The organism is Rhodococcus sp. WB9 (assembly GCF_007558985.1).
Lineage (GTDB): Bacteria > Actinomycetota > Actinomycetes > Mycobacteriales > Mycobacteriaceae > Rhodococcus_F > Rhodococcus_F opacus.
The window spans coordinates 2,646,706-2,663,641 of sequence record NZ_CP041769.1; the positions used below are offsets into that span (position 1 = coordinate 2,646,706).

Genomic DNA, 16,936 nt, shown 5'->3' on the forward strand with positions numbered 1-16,936 from the left:
CCACTGCGAACACCCTCCCGACCAGGAACACTCACACCATGGACACTGTCAGGTTCTTCGAACTCGCAACCGAAGTGTTCGAAGTGCTCGGTGTCCTCGCGATGGTTGTCGGGTTCCTCTTCGCCTTCTTCCTCGCGGTGCGCGCGTGGAAGCGGACCGGAGACGGCACTCAGGCGTTCAAGACCCTGCGGGAGTCGCTCGGGGGCGCGATCCTGCTCGGCCTGGAATTGCTCGTCGCGGCAGACATCGTCAAGACGGTCACCTCGACGCCGTCGCTGACCGATGCCGCCGTCCTGGGAGTGATCGTGCTGATCCGCACCGTGCTGAGCCTGTCCATCGAGATCGAAATCGACGGTGTCGCACCGTGGCGGAAGGCGTTCGTGACCGGACCGCAGGTGCTCGCCCATGCGGCGCGCTCGTCCGCGGGGCAGGAGTCGAGTTCGGGCCGGTGAGTCGCCGGCCCGAACCCTCACACCGTCTGCGACCGCTTGCGCAGCCGGGTGTTGAGCACACCGAGCGCCGCGATGACGAGGAACAAGACGCACGTCGAGATCAGCTGGGTCCGGGCGTCGGTGTCGAAGAGCATGAGGACGACGAAACCGGCGAGCATTGCGAGCGTGACGTAGCTGAGCCACGGGAACAGCCACATCCGCACGGTCAGCTTGCCTTCGCGTTCGAGCCGCGGGCGCAGTCTCAGATGCGAGACGACGATGAAGATCCAGATGACCAGGAGCGCCGAACCGACGGCGTTCAGGAGAAGTCCCAGCAGGTCGTCCGGCAGCCACCAGTTGAGGAGGACGCTGACGAAACCGAAGAACACCGACAGCAGCACCGCATTGAGGGGCACCCCGGAATTCGAGATCCGGGCCATGAACGCGGGACCGTCGCCGCGCCGGGACAGCGAGTACGCCATCCGCGACGTGCCGTAGATGTTGGCGTTGAACGCCGACAACAACGCGACCACGACCACCAGTTCCATGAACCCGGCCACGTACGGGATGTGCGCCTGGTTGAGGACGGCCACGAACGGTCCGCTCTTCAGGTCCGAGGAATCCCAGGGAAGGACGAGGACCATGATCGAGATCGAACCGAGGTAGAAGACGCTGATACGCCAGACGACGCTGCGCACCGCCACGGCGATCGACCGCTCGGGGTCCTCGGATTCAGCGGCGGCGATGGTCACGATCTCGATGCCGCCGAAGGCGAACGCCACCACCAGCAGTCCCGCGGCGACACCGGCGAAGCCTTCGGGCATGAAACCGCCGTGGCCGAAGAGGTTGGTGGTGCCCACCGGTTCGGTGTCCGGCAGCAGGCCGAACACCAGCAGCACGCCGATCACCAGGAACGCGATGATGACGGTGACCTTGATGGCGGCGAACCAGAACTCGAACTCGCCGAAGTTGCTGACCTTCGCGAGGTTGACGGCCGCGAAGAAGATCACGAACACGAGGGCGACGACCCACTGCGGCACGCCGGGCAACCAGCCGCTCACGATGCCGGAGGCGCCGGTGATCTCGGCGCCGAGCACCATGATCAGCATGAACCAGTAGAGCCAGCCCATCACGAATCCGGCCCACTCGCCGATGCCGATCCGCGCGTAGTGCGAGAAGGATCCGCTGGCGGGGATCGCCGCTCCCATCTCGCCGAGCATCCGCATCACGAAGACGACGATGATGCCGGCGAGAAGGTAGGAGACGAGGACGGCGGGTCCGGCGGTCGCGATGCCGACACCGGTGCCGAGGAACAGTCCGGCACCGATCGCGGAACCGAGGCCCATCATCGTGAGGTGACGGACCTTCAGGCCCCGGCCCAGGGTGCTGGTCGAATCGGTCATCGTGCCGGGTGTTCGCGTACCGCTCACCGGGTCAGTCGTTTGCGTGCAGAGCGGCGTTCAATTCCACGCCGGTGCCCTTCCACGGCACGACCTCGACGGCTCCCGACACGGAGTTGCGACGGAACAGCAGGTTGGACTGGCCGTTGAGTTCCTTGGCCTTCACGACGGTGCCGTCCGGCCCGGTGACCTTGGTGCCCGCGGTCACGTACAGGCCGGCTTCGAGGACGCAGTCGTCGCCGAGGGAGATGCCGAGACCGGCGTTGGCGCCGAGCAGGCAGCGCTTGCCGACGGAGATGGTCTCCTTGCCGCCACCGGACAGGGTGCCCATGATCGACGCGCCGCCGCCCACGTCGGATCCGTCGTCGACGACGACGCCGGCGGAGATACGGCCTTCGACCATGGAGTTGCCGAGCGTGCCGGCGTTGAAGTTGACGAAGCCCTCGTGCATCACGGTGGTGCCGCTTGCCAGGTGGGCGCCGAGGCGGACGCGGTCGGCGTCGGCGATGCGGACGCCGGACGGCACGACGTAGTCGACCATGCGCGGGAACTTGTCGACACCGAACACGGTGACCACGCCGCGGATGCGCAGACGCGACCGCACCTTCTCGAAGCCCTCGACCGCACAGGGACCGAAGTTGGTCCACACCACGTTGGACAGCAATCCGAACAGACCGTCGAGGTTGACGCCGTGCGGGGTCACGAGGCGATGCGAGAGGAGGTGAAGGCGCAGGTAGGCGTCGTGGGCGTCGACCGGCGGCGCCGACAGGTCGGCGATGGTGGTGCGCACCACGACCTGGTCGACCTCACGCGCCTCGTCGGGTCCGGCGAGAAGTGCCAGATCGGAGGGGATGTCGCCACCCTCGATCCGCACGGTGCCCGCGTCGTCGAAGTTTCCCAGCTCGGGCGCCGGGAACCAGGTGTCGAGGACCGTGCCGCCGACGGTCACGTTGGCGATGCCTACTGCTGATGCTCCCTGTGTGCTCACGGCAGTAAAGGTTACTGCCTCATTACTCGGGCATTCCCAGCGGTAGTTACCGGGCGTGATCGAATCGAAACCGAGCGGGTTCCGGCGATGTGGGGGACCATGCACGGGGCACGTAGGGCACACCGGGAAGGGTCGTGGGAATGCGCATGTCGCACTGGGGTCGATTCATCGGAGGAGGCGTCCGGGCCGTGGCCGCGGGTGCGCTGCTCGCCGGGGCCGTGTCGGTGGTGGCGCCGCAGACCGCGTCCGCCGCTCCGGCGTGCCCGGGCGCCGGCCAGGCACCGGTCCTCGTCGGGCGGGTGCCGGGAGCGGCGCTCGAGGGAGTCGCCGTGGACGGCGGCGGCCGCCTTTACACGACGGACCTACTGAGCGGGCGGGTGTTCCGCCTCGACGCCCCGGGAGCCCCCGCGGTCCCGGTCGCGACGGTGCCGGACGGCGGGGCCGGGGCGCTGGCCTGGGCGTCGGACGGTTCACTGCTGGTGGGGTACGGCGCGGACGCCCGCGTGTTCCTCGGCGACATCCTGCGTCCGGGTGCGATCGCGAAGCTGAACACCGCGAGCAACGTGCTCACCCCGTTCGTATCGGGCCTGAGCGCGGCGAACGGACTCGATGTCGCCGCCGACGGAACCGCATACGCCACCAACGACTTCGGAACCCAGATCGGACGGGTGTTCCCCGACGGGCGGGTGGAGCCCCACTGGGCGACGCTGCCCAGCGCCAACGGCGCGGTGCTCGGCGCGGACGATCGTTACCTCTACGTGTCGCGGACGTTCGTGAATCCGGGCGTGAGTCGGATCCCGCTCTCGAACCCCGGAGCGCCCGAGAGCATCCTCGACCTGTCCGGTCTCGACACGTTCGCCGCACCCGACGGTCTGGCCCTGGACTCGAGAGGCCGTCCGGTGGTCCCGGCCAACGTGCGCGGCGAGATCTGGCGCCTCGACGCGCCGGGGCGGTACTGCGTGCTGGCGTCCGGTCTGCCGACGTCGAGCATGGTCGTCTACGGGCAGGGGTCCGGCGGCTTCTCGGCGGGACGGCTGTTCCGCATCGGTTTCGACGGTGCGATCTACGAGGTCCCGGGCGGCTTCGACGGGTAGCAACGCCCGAGCGGGCGGACGGGTCGGCTTAGGGTGGACAGGTGAGCCCACTCGACCTCCACGCCGATCCCATCGACCTCACCGCCGCCCTGGTGGACATCCCGAGCGTCTCGCACGACGAGTCGGCGATCGCCGCCGCCGTCGAGTCGGCGCTGCGGGAACAGACCACCGGTTTCGAGATCATCCGCAACGGCAACGCCGTACTCGCCCGGACCGATCGGGGACTGCCGAGCCGGGTGATGCTCGCCGGTCACCTCGACACGGTGCCGATCGCCGACAACGTGCCCTCGCGGCGTGAGGGCGATCTGCTGCACGGATGCGGAACGGTCGACATGAAGTCGGGTGACGCGGTGTTCCTGCACCTCGCCGCAACCATCGAGAACCTCGCGCACGATCTGACCCTGGTGTTCTACGACTGCGAGGAAATCGCGGCCGTCCACAACGGGCTCGGACGGATCGAACGCGAGATCCCCGAGTGGCTGCGCGCGGACGTCGCGATTCTCGGCGAGCCGACGGGAGGCCTCATCGAGGCGGGATGTCAGGGCACGTTGCGGGTGACGCTGACCACCCGCGGCACCCGCGCGCACTCCGCGAGATCGTGGCTGGGCGACAACGCGATCCACCGCTTCGCCCCGGTTCTGCAGCGGCTGTCGGACTACACCGCGCGGTCGGTGGACATCGACGGCTGCGTGTACCGGGAGGGGTTGTCCGCCGTGCGGATCGCCGGTGGGGTCGCAGGCAACGTGGTTCCCGACGCGGCGGAGATGGACGTGAACTTCCGCTTCGCCCCCGACCGCAGCGCCGAGCAGGCGATCGACCACGTGCGGGAGGTCTTCGACGGGATCGAGCTGGGTTTCGAGGTCACCGATCTGTCGCCGGGAGCCCTGCCCGGGCTGAGCGACCCGGCGGCCGCGGCCCTGATCGAGGCGGCGGGTGGCGAGTTCCGCGCCAAGTACGGGTGGACCGACGTCTCACGGTTCTCCGCCCTCGGCATCCCGGCCGTCAACTATGGTCCCGGTGACCCGAACTTCGCCCACAAGCGGGACGAGCACGTGCCCGTCCAGCAGATCACCGACGTGACGACCGTGCTGCGCGCCTACCTGAGCGCCCCGTGACTGCCCGGTGCCCCGAACGGGCCACCCGCTAGCCTGGGGCGCATGGCACCCGAGAAGAACACTCACGGCCGGAAGTCCTCGTCCGTGAAGCACCGGGGTCCGGTGCAGTTGAGGCGCGCCCGCAAGGACGACACCACCACCGACGAGCGGTTGCTCGACGAGCGGGGCTCGACCGACTGGGTGCACACCGACCCCTGGCGGGTACTGCGGATCCAGAGCGAGTTCGTCGAGGGGTTCGGTGCCCTGGCCGAGGCGCCGCGCGCGGTCACCGTCTTCGGTTCCGCTCGCACACCGGACGGCCACCCCGAATACGAGGCGGGACGGGCGCTGGGTGCCCGCCTGGCCGAGGCCGGCTACGCCGTCATGACCGGCGGCGGCCCCGGCGTCATGGAGGCGGCCAACCGCGGCGCCAGCGAATCGGGTGGTTACTCCATCGGCCTCGGCATCGAGCTGCCGTTCGAGGAGGGCCTCAACGAGTGGGTCGACCTCGGCATCAACTTCCGCTATTTCTTCGCGCGCAAGACGATGTTCGTGAAGTACTCGCAGGCGTTCATCTGCCTGCCCGGCGGGTTCGGGACGCTCGACGAACTGTTCGAGGCGCTGACTCTGGTGCAGACGCGCAAGGTCACGAGATTCCCGATCGTCCTGTTCGGCACCGAGTACTGGTCCGGTCTGGTGGACTGGTTGCGGGGAACTCTCCAACGCAGCGGCAAGATCTCGGAAGGTGACGTCAATCTCTTGCACGTCACGGACGACGTGGAGGAAGCAGTGCAGATCGTCATACGGTCGCAGCAGGGTGTCGACGAAGCTGCCCTGCTCGGGACGGAGGACCAGTGGTGATGCCGGAAACTGTTCCACCGCAGCCGTTCTCGGTGTGCGTCTACTGTGCGTCCGGCCCCGTGGACGACCACTTCCTGGAGCTCGCGTCCCGGGTGGGTGCCGAAATCGGAAAGCGCGGTTGGCAACTCGTGTCCGGAGGTGGCAACGTCTCGATGATGGGCGCGGTGGCCGAGGCCGCCCGCGCGGCAGGGGCGACAACCGTCGGTGTCATCCCGAAAGCTCTGGTGCACAGGGAAGTCGCCGACGTGGACGCCGACGAGCTGGTGGTCACCGACACCATGCGTCAGCGCAAGCAGATCATGGAGGACCGGGCCGACGCGTTCGTGACGCTGCCCGGCGGTATCGGCACGCTCGAGGAGCTGTTCGAAACGTGGACCGCGGGCTACCTCGGCATGCACGAGAAGCCGGTGGTCCTGCTGGATCCGCACGGTCACTACACCGGGTTGCTCGACTGGCTGGACGGGCTGCGGGGCGGCGGTTTCGTGGCGCAGCGCGCCCTCGACAGGCTGCTCGTCCGGGCCGATGTCGGGGAGGCGCTGGACGCCTGCGTCTCCTGAGGCGCCGCCCGGTCCGCGTCGTGGCGCACGTTGTTACCGTGCAGTAAGGTGACCTGACTCATACTGCAGGCCTGAGGGGATGTCATGCGTTCTGAAGCTCGTTCGACAGCTCGTTCGACGATCGGGGTGGTCGACCTCGCGAGGCGGCTGCCGGCCATGGTTCCGGAGCTGCCGATCATGGCGAGAGGGGTCCTCGGCCTGATCCGGACCCCCGACGCGAGGGAATCGATCGGCCTCGTCTTCCAGCGCGCCGCCGCGGCGCACCCGCGCCGCACGTTCCTGCGGTTCGAGGGCGAATCGCTGAGCTACCGGAACGCCAACATCCGCGTGAACCGCTACGCCCACGTGCTCGCCGACCTCGGCGTGGCACGCGGGGACGTCGTCGGGATCCTCGGTAAGAACTCACCCGAGACGCTGCTCATCGCACTCGCCGCGGTCAAGCTCGGCGCCGCCGCCGGGATGCTGAATCACAACCAGCGCGGAGACGTACTCGCCCACAGCATTTCGCTGCTCGACAGCCGGGTCCTGGTGGTGTCCGAGGCGTCGAGCGAGGCCATGGACTCGCTCGACGAACCACCCGCCGTGCCCTCGGTGCTGTACTTCGACGACCTCGACCGTCTCGCCGAGAAGGCCGGGGACGACAACCCTGAGGTGTGCGAGCAGATCCAGGCCCGGGAGAAGGCCTTCTACATCTTCACCTCCGGCACCACGGGACTGCCGAAGGCCAGCCTGATGAGCCACTTCCGCTGGCTCAAGAGCATGTCCGGACTCGGCAACATGGGCGTCCGGCTGCGCGGAAGCGACGTCCTGTACTGCTGCCTGCCGCTCTATCACAACAACGCGCTGACGGTGTCACTGTCCTCGGTGCTCGGGTCGGGTGCGACGCTCGCACTGGGCAAGCAGTTCTCGGCGTCCAAGTTCTGGGCCGACGTCGAACTGAACCGGGCCACCGGGTTCACCTACATCGGCGAGCTGTGCCGGTACCTGCTGAACCAGCCCGAGAAGCCCGGCGACCGCGACAACTCCATCCGGCTGATGGTCGGGAACGGTCTCCGTCCGGAGATCTGGTCCGAGTTCACGACCCGGTTCGGGATCTCCCGGGTCGCCGAGTTCTACGGCGCCAGCGAGTGCAACATCGCGTTCGTCAACGCCCTCAACGTCGACCGGACGGCAGGCATCTGCCCCCTGCCGCACGCGGTGGTCGAGTACGACGAGGACAGCGGATCGCCCCGGCGGCACTCCGACGGCAAGCTGCGGAAGGTACGCACCGGCGACGTCGGACTGCTGCTGTCGAAGGTGACGGACCGTGCGCCGTTCGACGGATACACCGACGAGGAGGCCACCGACAAGAAACTCGTCCGCGACGGCTTCGACGACGGCGACTGCTGGTTCGACACCGGCGACCTGGTGCGCCGCCAGGGCTGGTCGCACGTGGCGTTCGTCGACCGGCTCGGCGACACGTTCCGCTGGAAGGGGGAGAACGTCGCGACCACCGAGGTCGAGGGCGCACTCCTCGCGCATCCGGCGGTCGAGCACGCCGTCGTCTACGGCGTCGAGATCCCCGGGACCGACGGTCGCGCAGGGATGGCCGCGGTGACGTTGCACGAGAACGAGAAGTTCGACGGCGCCGACGTCGCGGAGTTGCTGTTCCAGCGGCTGCCGTCGTACGCGGTGCCGCTGTTCGTCCGCGTCGTCGATTCCCTCGAGCAGACGTCGACGTTCAAGAGCCGCAAGGTGGAACTCCGCAAGGAGGGTTACGACGTCGAGGACACCGACACGTTGCACGTGCTGTCCGGGCGCAGCGACGGCTACAAGCCCTCGTACGACGGGTACGTCGACGAAGTGGCGAAGGGTTCGCTGCCCAAGGGGTGATGCGGGTACGCCGCCCGTGAGTACTTGTTAACCGCCCGCCGTTAACAAGTACTCACGGGTGGTTTCGATTTCGCTGCGTGCCAATATTGGTGACATGGCCGAGACCGACGTACCGCCCGCGCCCGACCACCCGTCGCCCACGCTGTGCGGGCGCCCCGTGGCGGTCGATCGTGCGCTGGTGATGGCCATCGTGAACCGGACACCCGATTCGTTCTACGACCGCGGTGCCACATTCACCGATTCCGCTGCCATGTCGGCGGTCGAACGGGCTGTGGACGAGGGTGCCGACCTCGTCGACATCGGGGGTGTGAAGGCCGGACCGGGTGACGTCGTCGACTCCGCAGAGGAGACCCGGCGGGTGGTGCCGTTCGTGGCCGCGATCCGCGAGCGATACCCGGAATTGCTCATCAGCGTCGACACCTGGCGCAGCGACGTGGCCCGGCTCGCCGTCGCCGAGGGCGCCGATCTCATCAACGACACCTGGGCCGGCGCCGACCCTGCGCTCGTCGAGGTCGCCGCGGAGACGGGCGCCGGCATCGTCTGCTCACACACTGGGGGAGCGGTTCCGCGGACCCGGCCGTTCCGTGTCCGCTACACCGACGTCGTCGCGGACGTCCTCCGGGAAGTGGTGTCGGCCGCCGAGAACGCGGCCCGGCTGGGTGTGCCCGCCGATTCAATCCTCATCGATCCGACCCACGATTTCGGGAAAAACACCTATCACGGGCTCGAGTTGTTGCGGCGAATGGAAGATCTTGTAAATACCGGATGGCCAGTGCTCATGGCGCTGAGCAACAAGGACTTCGTCGGGGAGACTCTAGGGGTAGATCTCGTCGAGCGGTTGGAGGGAACATTGGCAGCGACAGCGATGGCCGCCGCAGGAGGCGCCCGTGTCTTCCGTGTCCACGAAGTTGCCCCCACGCGTCGAGTGGTGGACATGGTGGCCGCGATTCAAGGCCGGCGCGCACCGTCCCGCACCGTGCGGGGGCTGGCATGAGTGCCGTGGGGGCCCGGGCGGCCCGCACGATGGTGGCGGAGGAGCGAACCCCTCGCAGCTGGGCCGAGGCGAACAGCTGGGACCAGCCGTCGTGGAGCATCGCCGAACTCGAACGGGCCAAGGCCGGGCGCACCGTGTCGGTGGTCTTGCCGGCGCTCAACGAGGAGGAGACCGTCGCCGCGGTGGTGGACACGATCCACCCGTTGCTCGGTGGTCTGGTGGACGAGTTGATCGTGCTCGATTCCGGATCGACGGACCTGACGGCGGAACGCGCACGCGCGGCGGGCGCCACCGTCATCAGCCGGGAGGAGGCGGTGCCGGCGTTCCCGCCGGTGGCGGGCAAGGGTGAGGTGCTGTGGCGTTCCGTCGCCGCGAGCACCGGTGACCTCATCGCCTTCGTCGACTCGGATCTCATCAACCCGGATCCGGCCTTCGTCCCGAAGCTGCTGGGACCGCTGCTGACGGCCGACGGCATCCATCTCGTGAAGGGCTACTACCGCCGTCCGCTCCGCCTCAGCGGCACGGAGGACGCCAACGGAGGTGGCCGGGTCACGGAGCTCGTGGCGCGTCCCATGCTGGCCTCGCTCCGGCCGGAGCTGACGTGCGTGCTGCAGCCGCTGGGCGGCGAGTATGCGGGCACCCGGGAGTTGCTGTCGGCGGTTCCGTTCGCCCCCGGCTATGGGGTCGAGATCGGCCTGCTGCTCGACACGTACGACCGTCTCGGGCTCGGAGCGATCGGCCAGGTCAATCTGGGGGTGCGCAAGCACCGCAACCGCCCGCTGTCCGAACTCGGGGTGATGAGCAGGCAGATCATCGGCACGATGATGCGGCGCTGCGGGGTGCCCGACTCCGGTGCGGGTCTGACCCAGTTCCTGGTGGACGGCGACTCCTTCGTTCCGACGACGACGGACGTCGCGCTGGCCGATCGCCCACCGATGAACACGGTGTGCCCCTGACCGCGCGCACCTGAGGGAGGTTGCTGTCGGACGTCCGTGACAGGATCGGGGCATGGTGACAGCCCTGCTCTATCTGCTCGTCATGGCGTTCGTCGGCGCGATGCTGTTCCTCGCCGCCAGCGCGGTGTTCGGCCGTTCCGAGGAACTCGCGCCCCTGCCGCCCGGCACCACACTCACGGCCCTGCCTGCCGAGGGCGTGACGGGCGCCGACGTGGAGGCGTTGCGATTCCAGCAGACGCTGCGGGGGTACAAGGCCAGCGAGGTCGACTGGGCGCTGTCCCGGCTGGGCCGTGAAATCGATTCGCTGCGCGAGCAGTTGGCGGCGGTCGAAGCCGCGTCCGAACGGCCGGGGGATGCCTCGTGACAGCCCCCGACGACCGGGTGCGCTGCACGTGGGCGGTCGACACGGACGGGTCCCGGCTGTACCGGGACTACCACGACCTCGAGTGGGGTCGTCCGCTGCACGGCCGCGACGAGTTGTACGAAAGGCTGTGCCTCGAAGCGTTCCAGTCGGGACTGTCGTGGATCACGATTCTCCGCAAGCGCGAGGCCTTCCGGGCCGCGTTCGCCGGGTTCGATCCGGAGGCGGTGGCCCGGTACACGGAACGGGACGTGGCGCGCCTGCTCGCGGACGCGTCGATCGTGCGGAACCGGGCCAAGATCGAGGCGTCGGTGAGCAATGCGCGGGCCCTCCTGGAGTTGTCGGACACCGACCTCGACACCCTGCTGTGGTCGTTCGCCCCGCCGCCGCGCCCGAGCCGCCTCGCCACGGTGAACGACGTCCCGGCCGTCACACCGGAGTCCACCGCGATGGCGAAGGAATTGAAGCGCCGAGGGTTCAAATTTGTGGGCCCTACCACGGCTTATGCACTCATGCAGGCCACCGGGATGGTGGACGACCACGTGGCCGCCTGCTGGGTCCCGATCACTGCCTGAAGTGCCGGTGGACCTGCCTATTCGTGACTCAGGTTCCCGGTACTCGTGTCCATAGGGAAGAATGGATGTCACAAGCCTCGCCGAGTGTTGGCGGGGTGCCAAAATTTGTCGAGGCGCAAGCAGGCAGCGCAGATCTGGAGGGAGCAGAGGATGGCGGCCATGAAGCCCCGGACCGGGGACGGTCCCCTCGAAGCAACCAAAGAGGGACGAGGAATCGTCATGCGGGTTCCGCTCGAGGGTGGTGGACGTCTGGTTGTCGAGCTCACCCCGGAGGAAGCTGCCGCACTCGGTGAAGAGCTCAAGGGCGTCACCAGTTAGTCGAGTGCGGAGAGAACCTCACAGGGCAGGCCCCGTCGCCGTTCTCGGTGCGGGGCCTGTTCCGTGTCCGGAACCGGAAGGCGAACGTTCGTGCTGGCCGATGTGACCGACCTGCTGGCGTGCCCGCAGTGCCGGTCCCGCGTGGAACTCGACGACGGCGCGATCCTGTGCGACCAGGGGCATGCCTTCGATGTGGCGCGTCAGGGATACGTGAGTCTGATGACCGGGGCCGGTGGCAAGTTCGACGGCGACAGCCCCGAAATGATCGCCGCACGTGCGGACTTCCTCGGCGGCGGCAGCTTCGATCCGCTGATGGACGCCGTCGCCGACGCGGTGGTGGCGGGCACCGGGCCCGTCGACGATCCCCGGATCCTCGAGATCGGCGCGGGCACAGGCCACTACCTGGCGCACGTCCTCGACGCCGTCCCGACCGGCCGGGGAATCGGACTCGACGTGTCCAAGTACGCGGCGCGGCGCATCGCCAAGGCCCACCCACGCGCCGGCGCAGTGGTTGCCGACGTGTGGCAACACCTTCCGGTGCGGGACCACGTGCTCAGCCACGTCCTGTGCGTGTTCGCGCCGCGCAACGCCGACGAAGCACACCGGGTGCTCGGCGAGCGCGGCTCCCTGGTGGTCCTCACCCCCACCGAGCGGCACCTGGGGGAGCTCGTGGACCTACTCGGCATGGTCCGGGTGGACAACCGGAAGGTCGAGCGGCTCGGGGCCGCGATGTCCGGGCGGTTCGAGCGCACCGACCACGCGGCCGTGGAGTACCCGATGTCGTTGTCGCACCTCGACGTGGCCCGGCTCGTCGGGATGGGGCCGTCGGCGCGGCACCTCACCCCCGACCGGCTCGCATCCTCGATCGCCGCGCTGCCGCAGGTCTATCCGGTGACTGCGTCGGTGACGGTGTCCACCTACGCCCGGCTCTGAACTCCTCGGTCAGCGCCTCGACAGCGCGTCCTGGTAGACGTCGAGGGTCTGCTGTGCGATGGCCGCCCAGGAGAACTCGGCGATCGCCCGCGCCCGCCCGGCCTTGCCCATCGCCTGGGCGGTGCCGACGTCGGCGGCGATTGCGTTGACCGACTCGGCCAGCGCCTGTTCGAACGCCTCGGGCTCGTACGAGTTGTAGTGCACCAGACGGCCGGTGACCCCGTCCTCCACCACCTCGGGGATACCGCCGACGTCGGAGGCGACGACCGCGGTCTCGCAGGCCATGGCCTCGAGGTTCACGATCCCCAGCGGCTCGTACACGGACGGGCACACGAAGACGGTTGCGGCCGACAGGATCTCCCGCACCTGGTCGGTGGGCAGCATTTCCCGCACCCAGAACACGTTGCCCCGGTGCGCCGCGAGCGCGGCCACGGCCTGCTCGGTCTCGGCGGCGATCTCCGGGGTGTCGGGTGCGCCCGCGCACAGCACCAACTGGATCTCGGGCGCGAAGTGGTGGGCTGCGGCGATCAGATGACCGACACCCTTCTGCCGGGTGATGCGGCCGACGAACGCCACCATCGGCTGGTCCGGGTCGACGCCGATCTTCGCGAGGGCGGAGTCTCTCGGACCTGCGGGCCCCGCATGCCAGACCGACGTGTCGATCCCGTTGCGCACCACGTGGACCCGGTGCGGGTCGACGAACGGGTACGCGTCGAGGACGTCGAGTCGCATCCCGGCGCTCACGGCGATCACCGCGTCGGCGTGCTCGACGGCGTTGCGCTCCGACCACGAGGAGATGCGGTAGCCGCCGCCCAGCTGCTCCGCCTTCCACGGCCTCCGTGGCTCGAGGGAGTGGGCGGTGAGGATGTGGGGGACGTCGTACAACGCGGACGCCAGATGGCCCGCCAGGCCGGTGTACCAGGTGTGGGAGTGCACGACGTCGGCACCGGTCGCGGCGTCGGCCATGCGCAATTCGGCGGACAGCGTCGCGAGTGCTGGATTGGCCCCGGCCAACGCGGGATCGGGGGTGTGCACGACCGCCCCGACGCGCGGAGCGCCCATACAGTGCACGTCCACCTCACACAGCTGCTTCAACTGAGCAACCAGTTCGGTGACGTGTACACCCGCACCGCCATAGATCTCCGGTGGGTATTCCTTGGTCATCATCGCCACCCGCACCGGCCTAACGTAACCGCCCGGGACGCTTCGGGCCACCGCTCTCGGACACATTCAGGTATCGGAGAAACGGTGACTCGGCGCTTCGCTGGCGGGGGGAGTGGCCGCCCGATAGGTTGACAGGGTGAGGAGCCAGCCACATGTGCTTGGAATCGTGCTCGCCGGCGGCGAGGGCAAACGTCTCTATCCGCTCACCGCGGATCGGGCGAAGCCCGCTGTGCCTTTCGGAGGCGCCTACCGGTTGATCGATTTCGTGCTCAGCAATTTGGTCAATGCGGGATACCTCCGCCTGTGTGTTCTGACGCAGTACAAGTCGCACTCGTTGGACCGCCACATCTCTCAGACGTGGCGACTGTCCGGGTTCGCGGGTGAATACATCACTCCCGTTCCCGCGCAGCAACGTCTGGGCCCGCGCTGGTACACCGGTAGTGCGGACGCGATCCTGCAGTCGCTGAACCTCGTCTACGACGAGGATCCCGAGTACATCGTCGTGTTCGGTGCCGACCACGTGTACCGGATGGATCCGGAGCAGATGGTGCAGCACCACATCGAGTCGGGTGCCGGCGTGACGGTGGCCGGGATCCGGGTGCCGCGCAGCGAGGCGTTCGCGTTCGGTTGTATCGACAGCGACGAGTCGGGCCGCATCGTCCAGTTCCTCGAGAAGCCGGCGCATCCGCCGGGAACCCCGGACGACCCCAACATGACGTTCGCGTCGATGGGCAACTACGTGTTCACCACCAAGGTGCTGGTCGACGCGATCCGGGCCGACTCCGAGAACTCCGACTCCGACCACGACATGGGCGGCGACATCATCCCCGCGCTCGTCGAGGCGGGCGAGGCGTCCGTGTACGACTTCAAGGACAACATCGTTCCCGGCGCCACCGACCGCGACCGGGGCTACTGGCGCGACGTGGGAACGCTCGACGCGTTCTACGACGCCCACATGGATCTCGTGTCGGTCCACCCGATCTTCAACCTCTACAACCGCCGGTGGCCGATCCGCGGTGAGACGGAGAACCTGGCGCCCGCCAAGTTCGTGCAGGGTGGCCTCGCGCAGGAGTCCGTGGTCGGGGCCGGGTGCATCCTGTCGGCGGCCACGGTGCGCAACTCCGTGCTCAGCTCCAACGTGATGGTCGACAGCGGCGCGACGGTCGAGGGCAGCGTCCTCATGCCCGGTGTGCGCATCGGCAAGGGCGCCGTGGTGCGCCGCGCCATCCTCGACAAGAACGTGGTCGTCGGCGACGGCGAAATCATCGGCGTCGACCTCGAGCGCGACAAGCAACGCTTCGCCGTCAGCAACGGCGGCGTCGTCGCCATCGGCAAGGGCGTCTGGATCTAGCGGGAGGGCCCCGGAACGGGGGCTCTCAGAGCTTGGACGCGCAGAGCAGTCCGTCGCCGATCGGCAGGAACACGCGGATCAGCCGGTCGTCCTCGGCGAGCGCCTTCGCGGCCTCGCGGACGGCGACGGTCGCCGCGTCACGCTGGCTCGGGTCGACGACCCGCCCCCCGTGCAGGGCGTTGTGCAGCACGATGGCGCCGCCCGGACGCAGCAGGCGAACCCCTTCGCGGACGTAGTGCGGGTGATCGACCGGTGCGCTGTCGACGAACACCAGGTCGTACGCCCCGTCGGCGAGCCGCGGCAGGACGTCGAGTGCCCGGCCGTTGATCAGCCGTGTCCGGGCCGGTGCGATGTCGTTGGTCCGGAACGACAGCTTGGCGGCCCGCTGGTGCTCGGGTTCACTGTCGATGGTGGTGAGGACGCCGTCCTCGCGCATGCCCCGGAGCAGCCACAAACTGCTCACACCCGCGCCGGTTCCGACCTCGACGACCGTCTTGGCGTCCAGCATGCGGGCAAACAGGGCTAGAGCAGCACCGACCGCGGGAGGAACCGGTCCGGCACCGAGGTCGTCCGCCCGCTCCCTGGCCGCACCGAGGGCCTCGTCTTCACGGACAGCCCCTTCTGCGTGGGTGAGTATCCGTTCGGCGTTTGTCTGCACGCACATGAGGCTATCGGGGTCTCGTCATCGCCGCCGCGAGGCGCGCTCGACAACGATGCCGCGACCTGCCCGGCTGCGATTCTCAGGAATACCTCAGCTTGCTCACACCGCGCACATATCGCGGTGGGAAAGAGTATGTCCAACGCCAGATCCGAAGACCGCCCGGCGGGGAGATCACGACGACGGAGGAAAGTCCGAGAATCCGGGAACAAATCCCGGCCCTCGGGAGTTGACGCCTATACCACGTTCAGTGATCTGCGGTCCTGAGTAGGAGGATCCACTTAACTCGATGAGCAACCACACGATGGCTCCAGACGAGAGAAACACCGACGAGCAGCTGTCGGACGCCGAGCTGACGGGCACGGCTGTGTTCGATGCCACAGGCGAGAAGTCCGCCATGCCGTCCTGGGACGAACTCGTCCGCGAGCACGGCGACCGAGTCTACCGACTGGCCTACCGGCTGTCGGGCGACGCGCAGGACGCCGAGGACCTCACTCAGGACACGTTCATCCGCGTGTTCCGGTCCCTGTCCGACTACCAGCCCGGCACGTTCGAGGGCTGGCTGCACCGCATCACCACCAACCTCTTCCTCGACATGGTCCGCCGTCGTAACCGCATCCGCATGGAAGCGCTCCCGGAGGACTACGATCGTGTCCCGGCCGACGGGCCGAACCCCGAGGAGATCTACCACGACGCCCGCCTGGACGCGGATCTGCAGGCAGCGCTCGATTCGTTGGCCCCAGAGTTTCGCGCCGCGGTCGTGCTGTGTGACATCGAAGGACTGTCCTACGAGGAGATCGGTGCCACACTGGGTGTCAAGCTCGGAACCGTGCGTAGCCGCATCCACCGCGGCAGGCAGGCTCTGCGTGAGCATCTGGCTGTGAACGGAAAGGTTGACTCCGATCAGATCGGCGTCGGGTAGTTACCAGGAGGGACGAATGACGCAGGGGCGTGTACCTCGCCAGTTTGGCTCCACCGAACACCTGGCGAGTGAGGCGATCGCCGCCTACGTCGACGGTGAACTCCGCATGTCCGCTTATCTGCGCGCCGCCCACCACCTGTCGATCTGCCCCGAGTGCGCGTTCGAGGTGGACTCCCAGCAGCAGGCACGGCGTGCCCTGCGCCGCAGCGGCGACGTCGCCATGCCCTCCGGTCTCCTGGGTCTGCTGAGCCAGATCCCCAGTTGCAACCAGGGCGATCCCGCCGACAAGTCCCCGTTCGACTCCCACTCCCCGGATTCGCCGGTCACGAGCGCGTACTCGATCACGAGCCGGATCTGGTCCCGGCGCCGGCGCCGTTGAGCGCATCCGGACCGACGACGGCGGTGTC

At 68.2% G+C, this 16,936-nt stretch carries 19 protein-coding genes; 15 read left to right on the forward strand and 4 right to left on the reverse strand.

Annotation, left to right across the window (positions count from 1 at the left end):
- The first annotated feature begins 38 nt into the window (after positions 1–38).
- A complete protein-coding gene (locus tag FND50_RS12215) occupies positions 39–452 on the forward strand; it encodes a DUF1622 domain-containing protein (protein WP_144285946.1) in 414 nt (137 codons plus the stop codon).
- Positions 453–469: 17 nt separating this feature from the next.
- Here the strand turns inward: FND50_RS12215 and FND50_RS12220 are convergent, their stop codons facing one another.
- Together FND50_RS12220 and dapD are read right to left on the reverse strand one after the other, a co-directional pair.
- On the reverse strand, positions 470–1,834 hold the full coding sequence (locus FND50_RS12220; protein WP_144285947.1) for an amino acid permease: 1,365 nt from the start codon (positions 1,832–1,834) through the stop codon (positions 470–472).
- Between the two features lie 31 nt (positions 1,835–1,865).
- Positions 1,866–2,819: a 2,3,4,5-tetrahydropyridine-2,6-dicarboxylate N-succinyltransferase gene (gene dapD, locus FND50_RS12225; protein ID WP_037206621.1), complete on the reverse strand. Its 954-nt coding sequence runs from the start codon at positions 2,817–2,819 to the stop codon at positions 1,866–1,868.
- A 140-nt stretch (positions 2,820–2,959) separates the two neighbouring features.
- Here dapD and FND50_RS12230 point away from each other — a divergent pair, with 140 nt between their 5' ends.
- The 11 genes from FND50_RS12230 to FND50_RS12280 all read left to right on the forward strand — a co-directional run bounded on the left by FND50_RS12230 (position 2,960) and on the right by FND50_RS12280 (position 12,434).
- Positions 2,960–3,913, forward strand: coding sequence for an SMP-30/gluconolactonase/LRE family protein (locus tag FND50_RS12230; protein ID WP_144285948.1), 954 nt, complete (start codon positions 2,960–2,962; stop codon positions 3,911–3,913).
- 41 nt (positions 3,914–3,954) lie between these two features.
- Positions 3,955–5,028, forward strand: coding sequence for a succinyl-diaminopimelate desuccinylase (gene dapE, locus FND50_RS12235; RefSeq protein WP_005239228.1), 1,074 nt, complete (start codon positions 3,955–3,957; stop codon positions 5,026–5,028).
- Between the two features lie 42 nt (positions 5,029–5,070).
- Positions 5,071–5,868: a TIGR00730 family Rossman fold protein gene (locus tag FND50_RS12240; protein ID WP_005564607.1), complete on the forward strand. Its 798-nt coding sequence runs from the start codon at positions 5,071–5,073 to the stop codon at positions 5,866–5,868.
- Positions 5,868–6,425, forward strand: a complete 558-nt coding sequence (locus tag FND50_RS12245; RefSeq protein ID WP_043788732.1) for a TIGR00730 family Rossman fold protein — start codon at positions 5,868–5,870, stop codon at positions 6,423–6,425. The genes FND50_RS12240 and FND50_RS12245 overlap by 1 nt, the downstream gene beginning before the upstream one ends.
- 84 nt (positions 6,426–6,509) lie before the next feature.
- On the forward strand, positions 6,510–8,297 hold the full coding sequence (locus FND50_RS12250) for a long-chain-acyl-CoA synthetase (protein WP_144285949.1): 1,788 nt from the start codon (positions 6,510–6,512) through the stop codon (positions 8,295–8,297).
- A 94-nt stretch (positions 8,298–8,391) separates the two neighbouring features.
- Positions 8,392–9,291, forward strand: coding sequence for a dihydropteroate synthase (gene folP, locus FND50_RS12255; RefSeq protein WP_005264628.1), 900 nt, complete (start codon positions 8,392–8,394; stop codon positions 9,289–9,291).
- Positions 9,288–10,247: a glucosyl-3-phosphoglycerate synthase gene (locus FND50_RS12260; RefSeq protein WP_011598038.1), complete on the forward strand. Its 960-nt coding sequence runs from the start codon at positions 9,288–9,290 to the stop codon at positions 10,245–10,247. The genes folP and FND50_RS12260 overlap by 4 nt, the downstream gene beginning before the upstream one ends.
- 52 nt (positions 10,248–10,299) lie before the next feature.
- Positions 10,300–10,611, forward strand: a complete 312-nt coding sequence (locus tag FND50_RS12265; protein ID WP_005239244.1) for a DivIVA domain-containing protein — start codon at positions 10,300–10,302, stop codon at positions 10,609–10,611.
- Entirely contained in the window at positions 10,608–11,183 is a 576-nt protein-coding gene (locus tag FND50_RS12270) for a DNA-3-methyladenine glycosylase I (protein WP_144285950.1), read from the forward strand. Before FND50_RS12265 ends, FND50_RS12270 begins: the two co-directional genes overlap by 4 nt.
- A gap of 150 nt (positions 11,184–11,333) precedes the next feature.
- The gene (locus FND50_RS12275) at positions 11,334–11,501 is read left to right on the forward strand and encodes a DUF3117 domain-containing protein (protein ID WP_003936084.1); all 168 of its coding nucleotides are present in this window, start codon (positions 11,334–11,336) and stop codon (positions 11,499–11,501) included.
- Between the two features lie 90 nt (positions 11,502–11,591).
- Positions 11,592–12,434, forward strand: coding sequence for a putative RNA methyltransferase (locus tag FND50_RS12280; RefSeq protein WP_144285951.1), 843 nt, complete (start codon positions 11,592–11,594; stop codon positions 12,432–12,434).
- A gap of 9 nt (positions 12,435–12,443) precedes the next feature.
- Here the strand turns inward: FND50_RS12280 and glgA are convergent, their stop codons facing one another.
- Positions 12,444–13,613, reverse strand: coding sequence for a glycogen synthase (gene glgA / locus FND50_RS12285; RefSeq protein WP_005264634.1), 1,170 nt, complete (start codon positions 13,611–13,613; stop codon positions 12,444–12,446).
- A 121-nt stretch (positions 13,614–13,734) separates the two neighbouring features.
- Here glgA and glgC point away from each other — a divergent pair, with 121 nt between their 5' ends.
- On the forward strand, positions 13,735–14,949 hold the full coding sequence (gene glgC, locus FND50_RS12290; protein WP_005239253.1) for a glucose-1-phosphate adenylyltransferase: 1,215 nt from the start codon (positions 13,735–13,737) through the stop codon (positions 14,947–14,949).
- Positions 14,950–14,974: 25 nt separating this feature from the next.
- Here glgC and FND50_RS12295 read toward each other — a convergent pair whose 3' ends face one another.
- Positions 14,975–15,613 carry an O-methyltransferase gene (locus tag FND50_RS12295; protein WP_144285952.1) on the reverse strand — a complete coding sequence of 213 codons (639 nt, stop codon included), beginning with the start codon at positions 15,611–15,613 and terminating at the stop codon, positions 14,975–14,977.
- A gap of 283 nt (positions 15,614–15,896) precedes the next feature.
- On the opposite strand from FND50_RS12295, the gene sigE reads away from it, so the two are divergent.
- Positions 15,897–16,529: an RNA polymerase sigma factor SigE gene (gene sigE / locus FND50_RS12300; RefSeq protein WP_005239257.1), complete on the forward strand. Its 633-nt coding sequence runs from the start codon at positions 15,897–15,899 to the stop codon at positions 16,527–16,529.
- Between the two features lie 16 nt (positions 16,530–16,545).
- Positions 16,546–16,908 carry a DNA-directed RNA polymerase sigma-70 factor gene (locus tag FND50_RS12305; protein ID WP_005264635.1) on the forward strand — a complete coding sequence of 121 codons (363 nt, stop codon included), beginning with the start codon at positions 16,546–16,548 and terminating at the stop codon, positions 16,906–16,908.
- Positions 16,909–16,936: the final 28 nt, after the last annotated feature.

Coding starts and splice junctions, on each gene's coding strand:
- FND50_RS12265 (WP_005239244.1), top strand. CDS start 10,300: ATGGTGACAGCCCTGCTCTATCTGCTCGTCATGGCGTTCGTCGGCGCG.
- sigE (WP_005239257.1), top strand. CDS start 15,897: ATGAGCAACCACACGATGGCTCCAGACGAGAGAAACACCGACGAGCAG.
- FND50_RS12305 (WP_005264635.1), top strand. CDS start 16,546: ATGACGCAGGGGCGTGTACCTCGCCAGTTTGGCTCCACCGAACACCTG.
- FND50_RS12260 (WP_011598038.1), top strand. CDS start 9,288: ATGAGTGCCGTGGGGGCCCGGGCGGCCCGCACGATGGTGGCGGAGGAG.
- FND50_RS12220 (WP_144285947.1), bottom strand. CDS start 1,834: ATGACCGATTCGACCAGCACCCTGGGCCGGGGCCTGAAGGTCCGTCAC.
- FND50_RS12295 (WP_144285952.1), bottom strand. CDS start 15,613: ATGTGCGTGCAGACAAACGCCGAACGGATACTCACCCACGCAGAAGGG.
- FND50_RS12215 (WP_144285946.1), top strand. CDS start 39: ATGGACACTGTCAGGTTCTTCGAACTCGCAACCGAAGTGTTCGAAGTG.
- FND50_RS12250 (WP_144285949.1), top strand. CDS start 6,510: ATGCGTTCTGAAGCTCGTTCGACAGCTCGTTCGACGATCGGGGTGGTC.
- folP (WP_005264628.1), top strand. CDS start 8,392: ATGGCCGAGACCGACGTACCGCCCGCGCCCGACCACCCGTCGCCCACG.
- FND50_RS12245 (WP_043788732.1), top strand. CDS start 5,868: ATGCCGGAAACTGTTCCACCGCAGCCGTTCTCGGTGTGCGTCTACTGT.
- FND50_RS12230 (WP_144285948.1), top strand. CDS start 2,960: ATGCGCATGTCGCACTGGGGTCGATTCATCGGAGGAGGCGTCCGGGCC.
- FND50_RS12275 (WP_003936084.1), top strand. CDS start 11,334: ATGGCGGCCATGAAGCCCCGGACCGGGGACGGTCCCCTCGAAGCAACC.
- FND50_RS12240 (WP_005564607.1), top strand. CDS start 5,071: ATGGCACCCGAGAAGAACACTCACGGCCGGAAGTCCTCGTCCGTGAAG.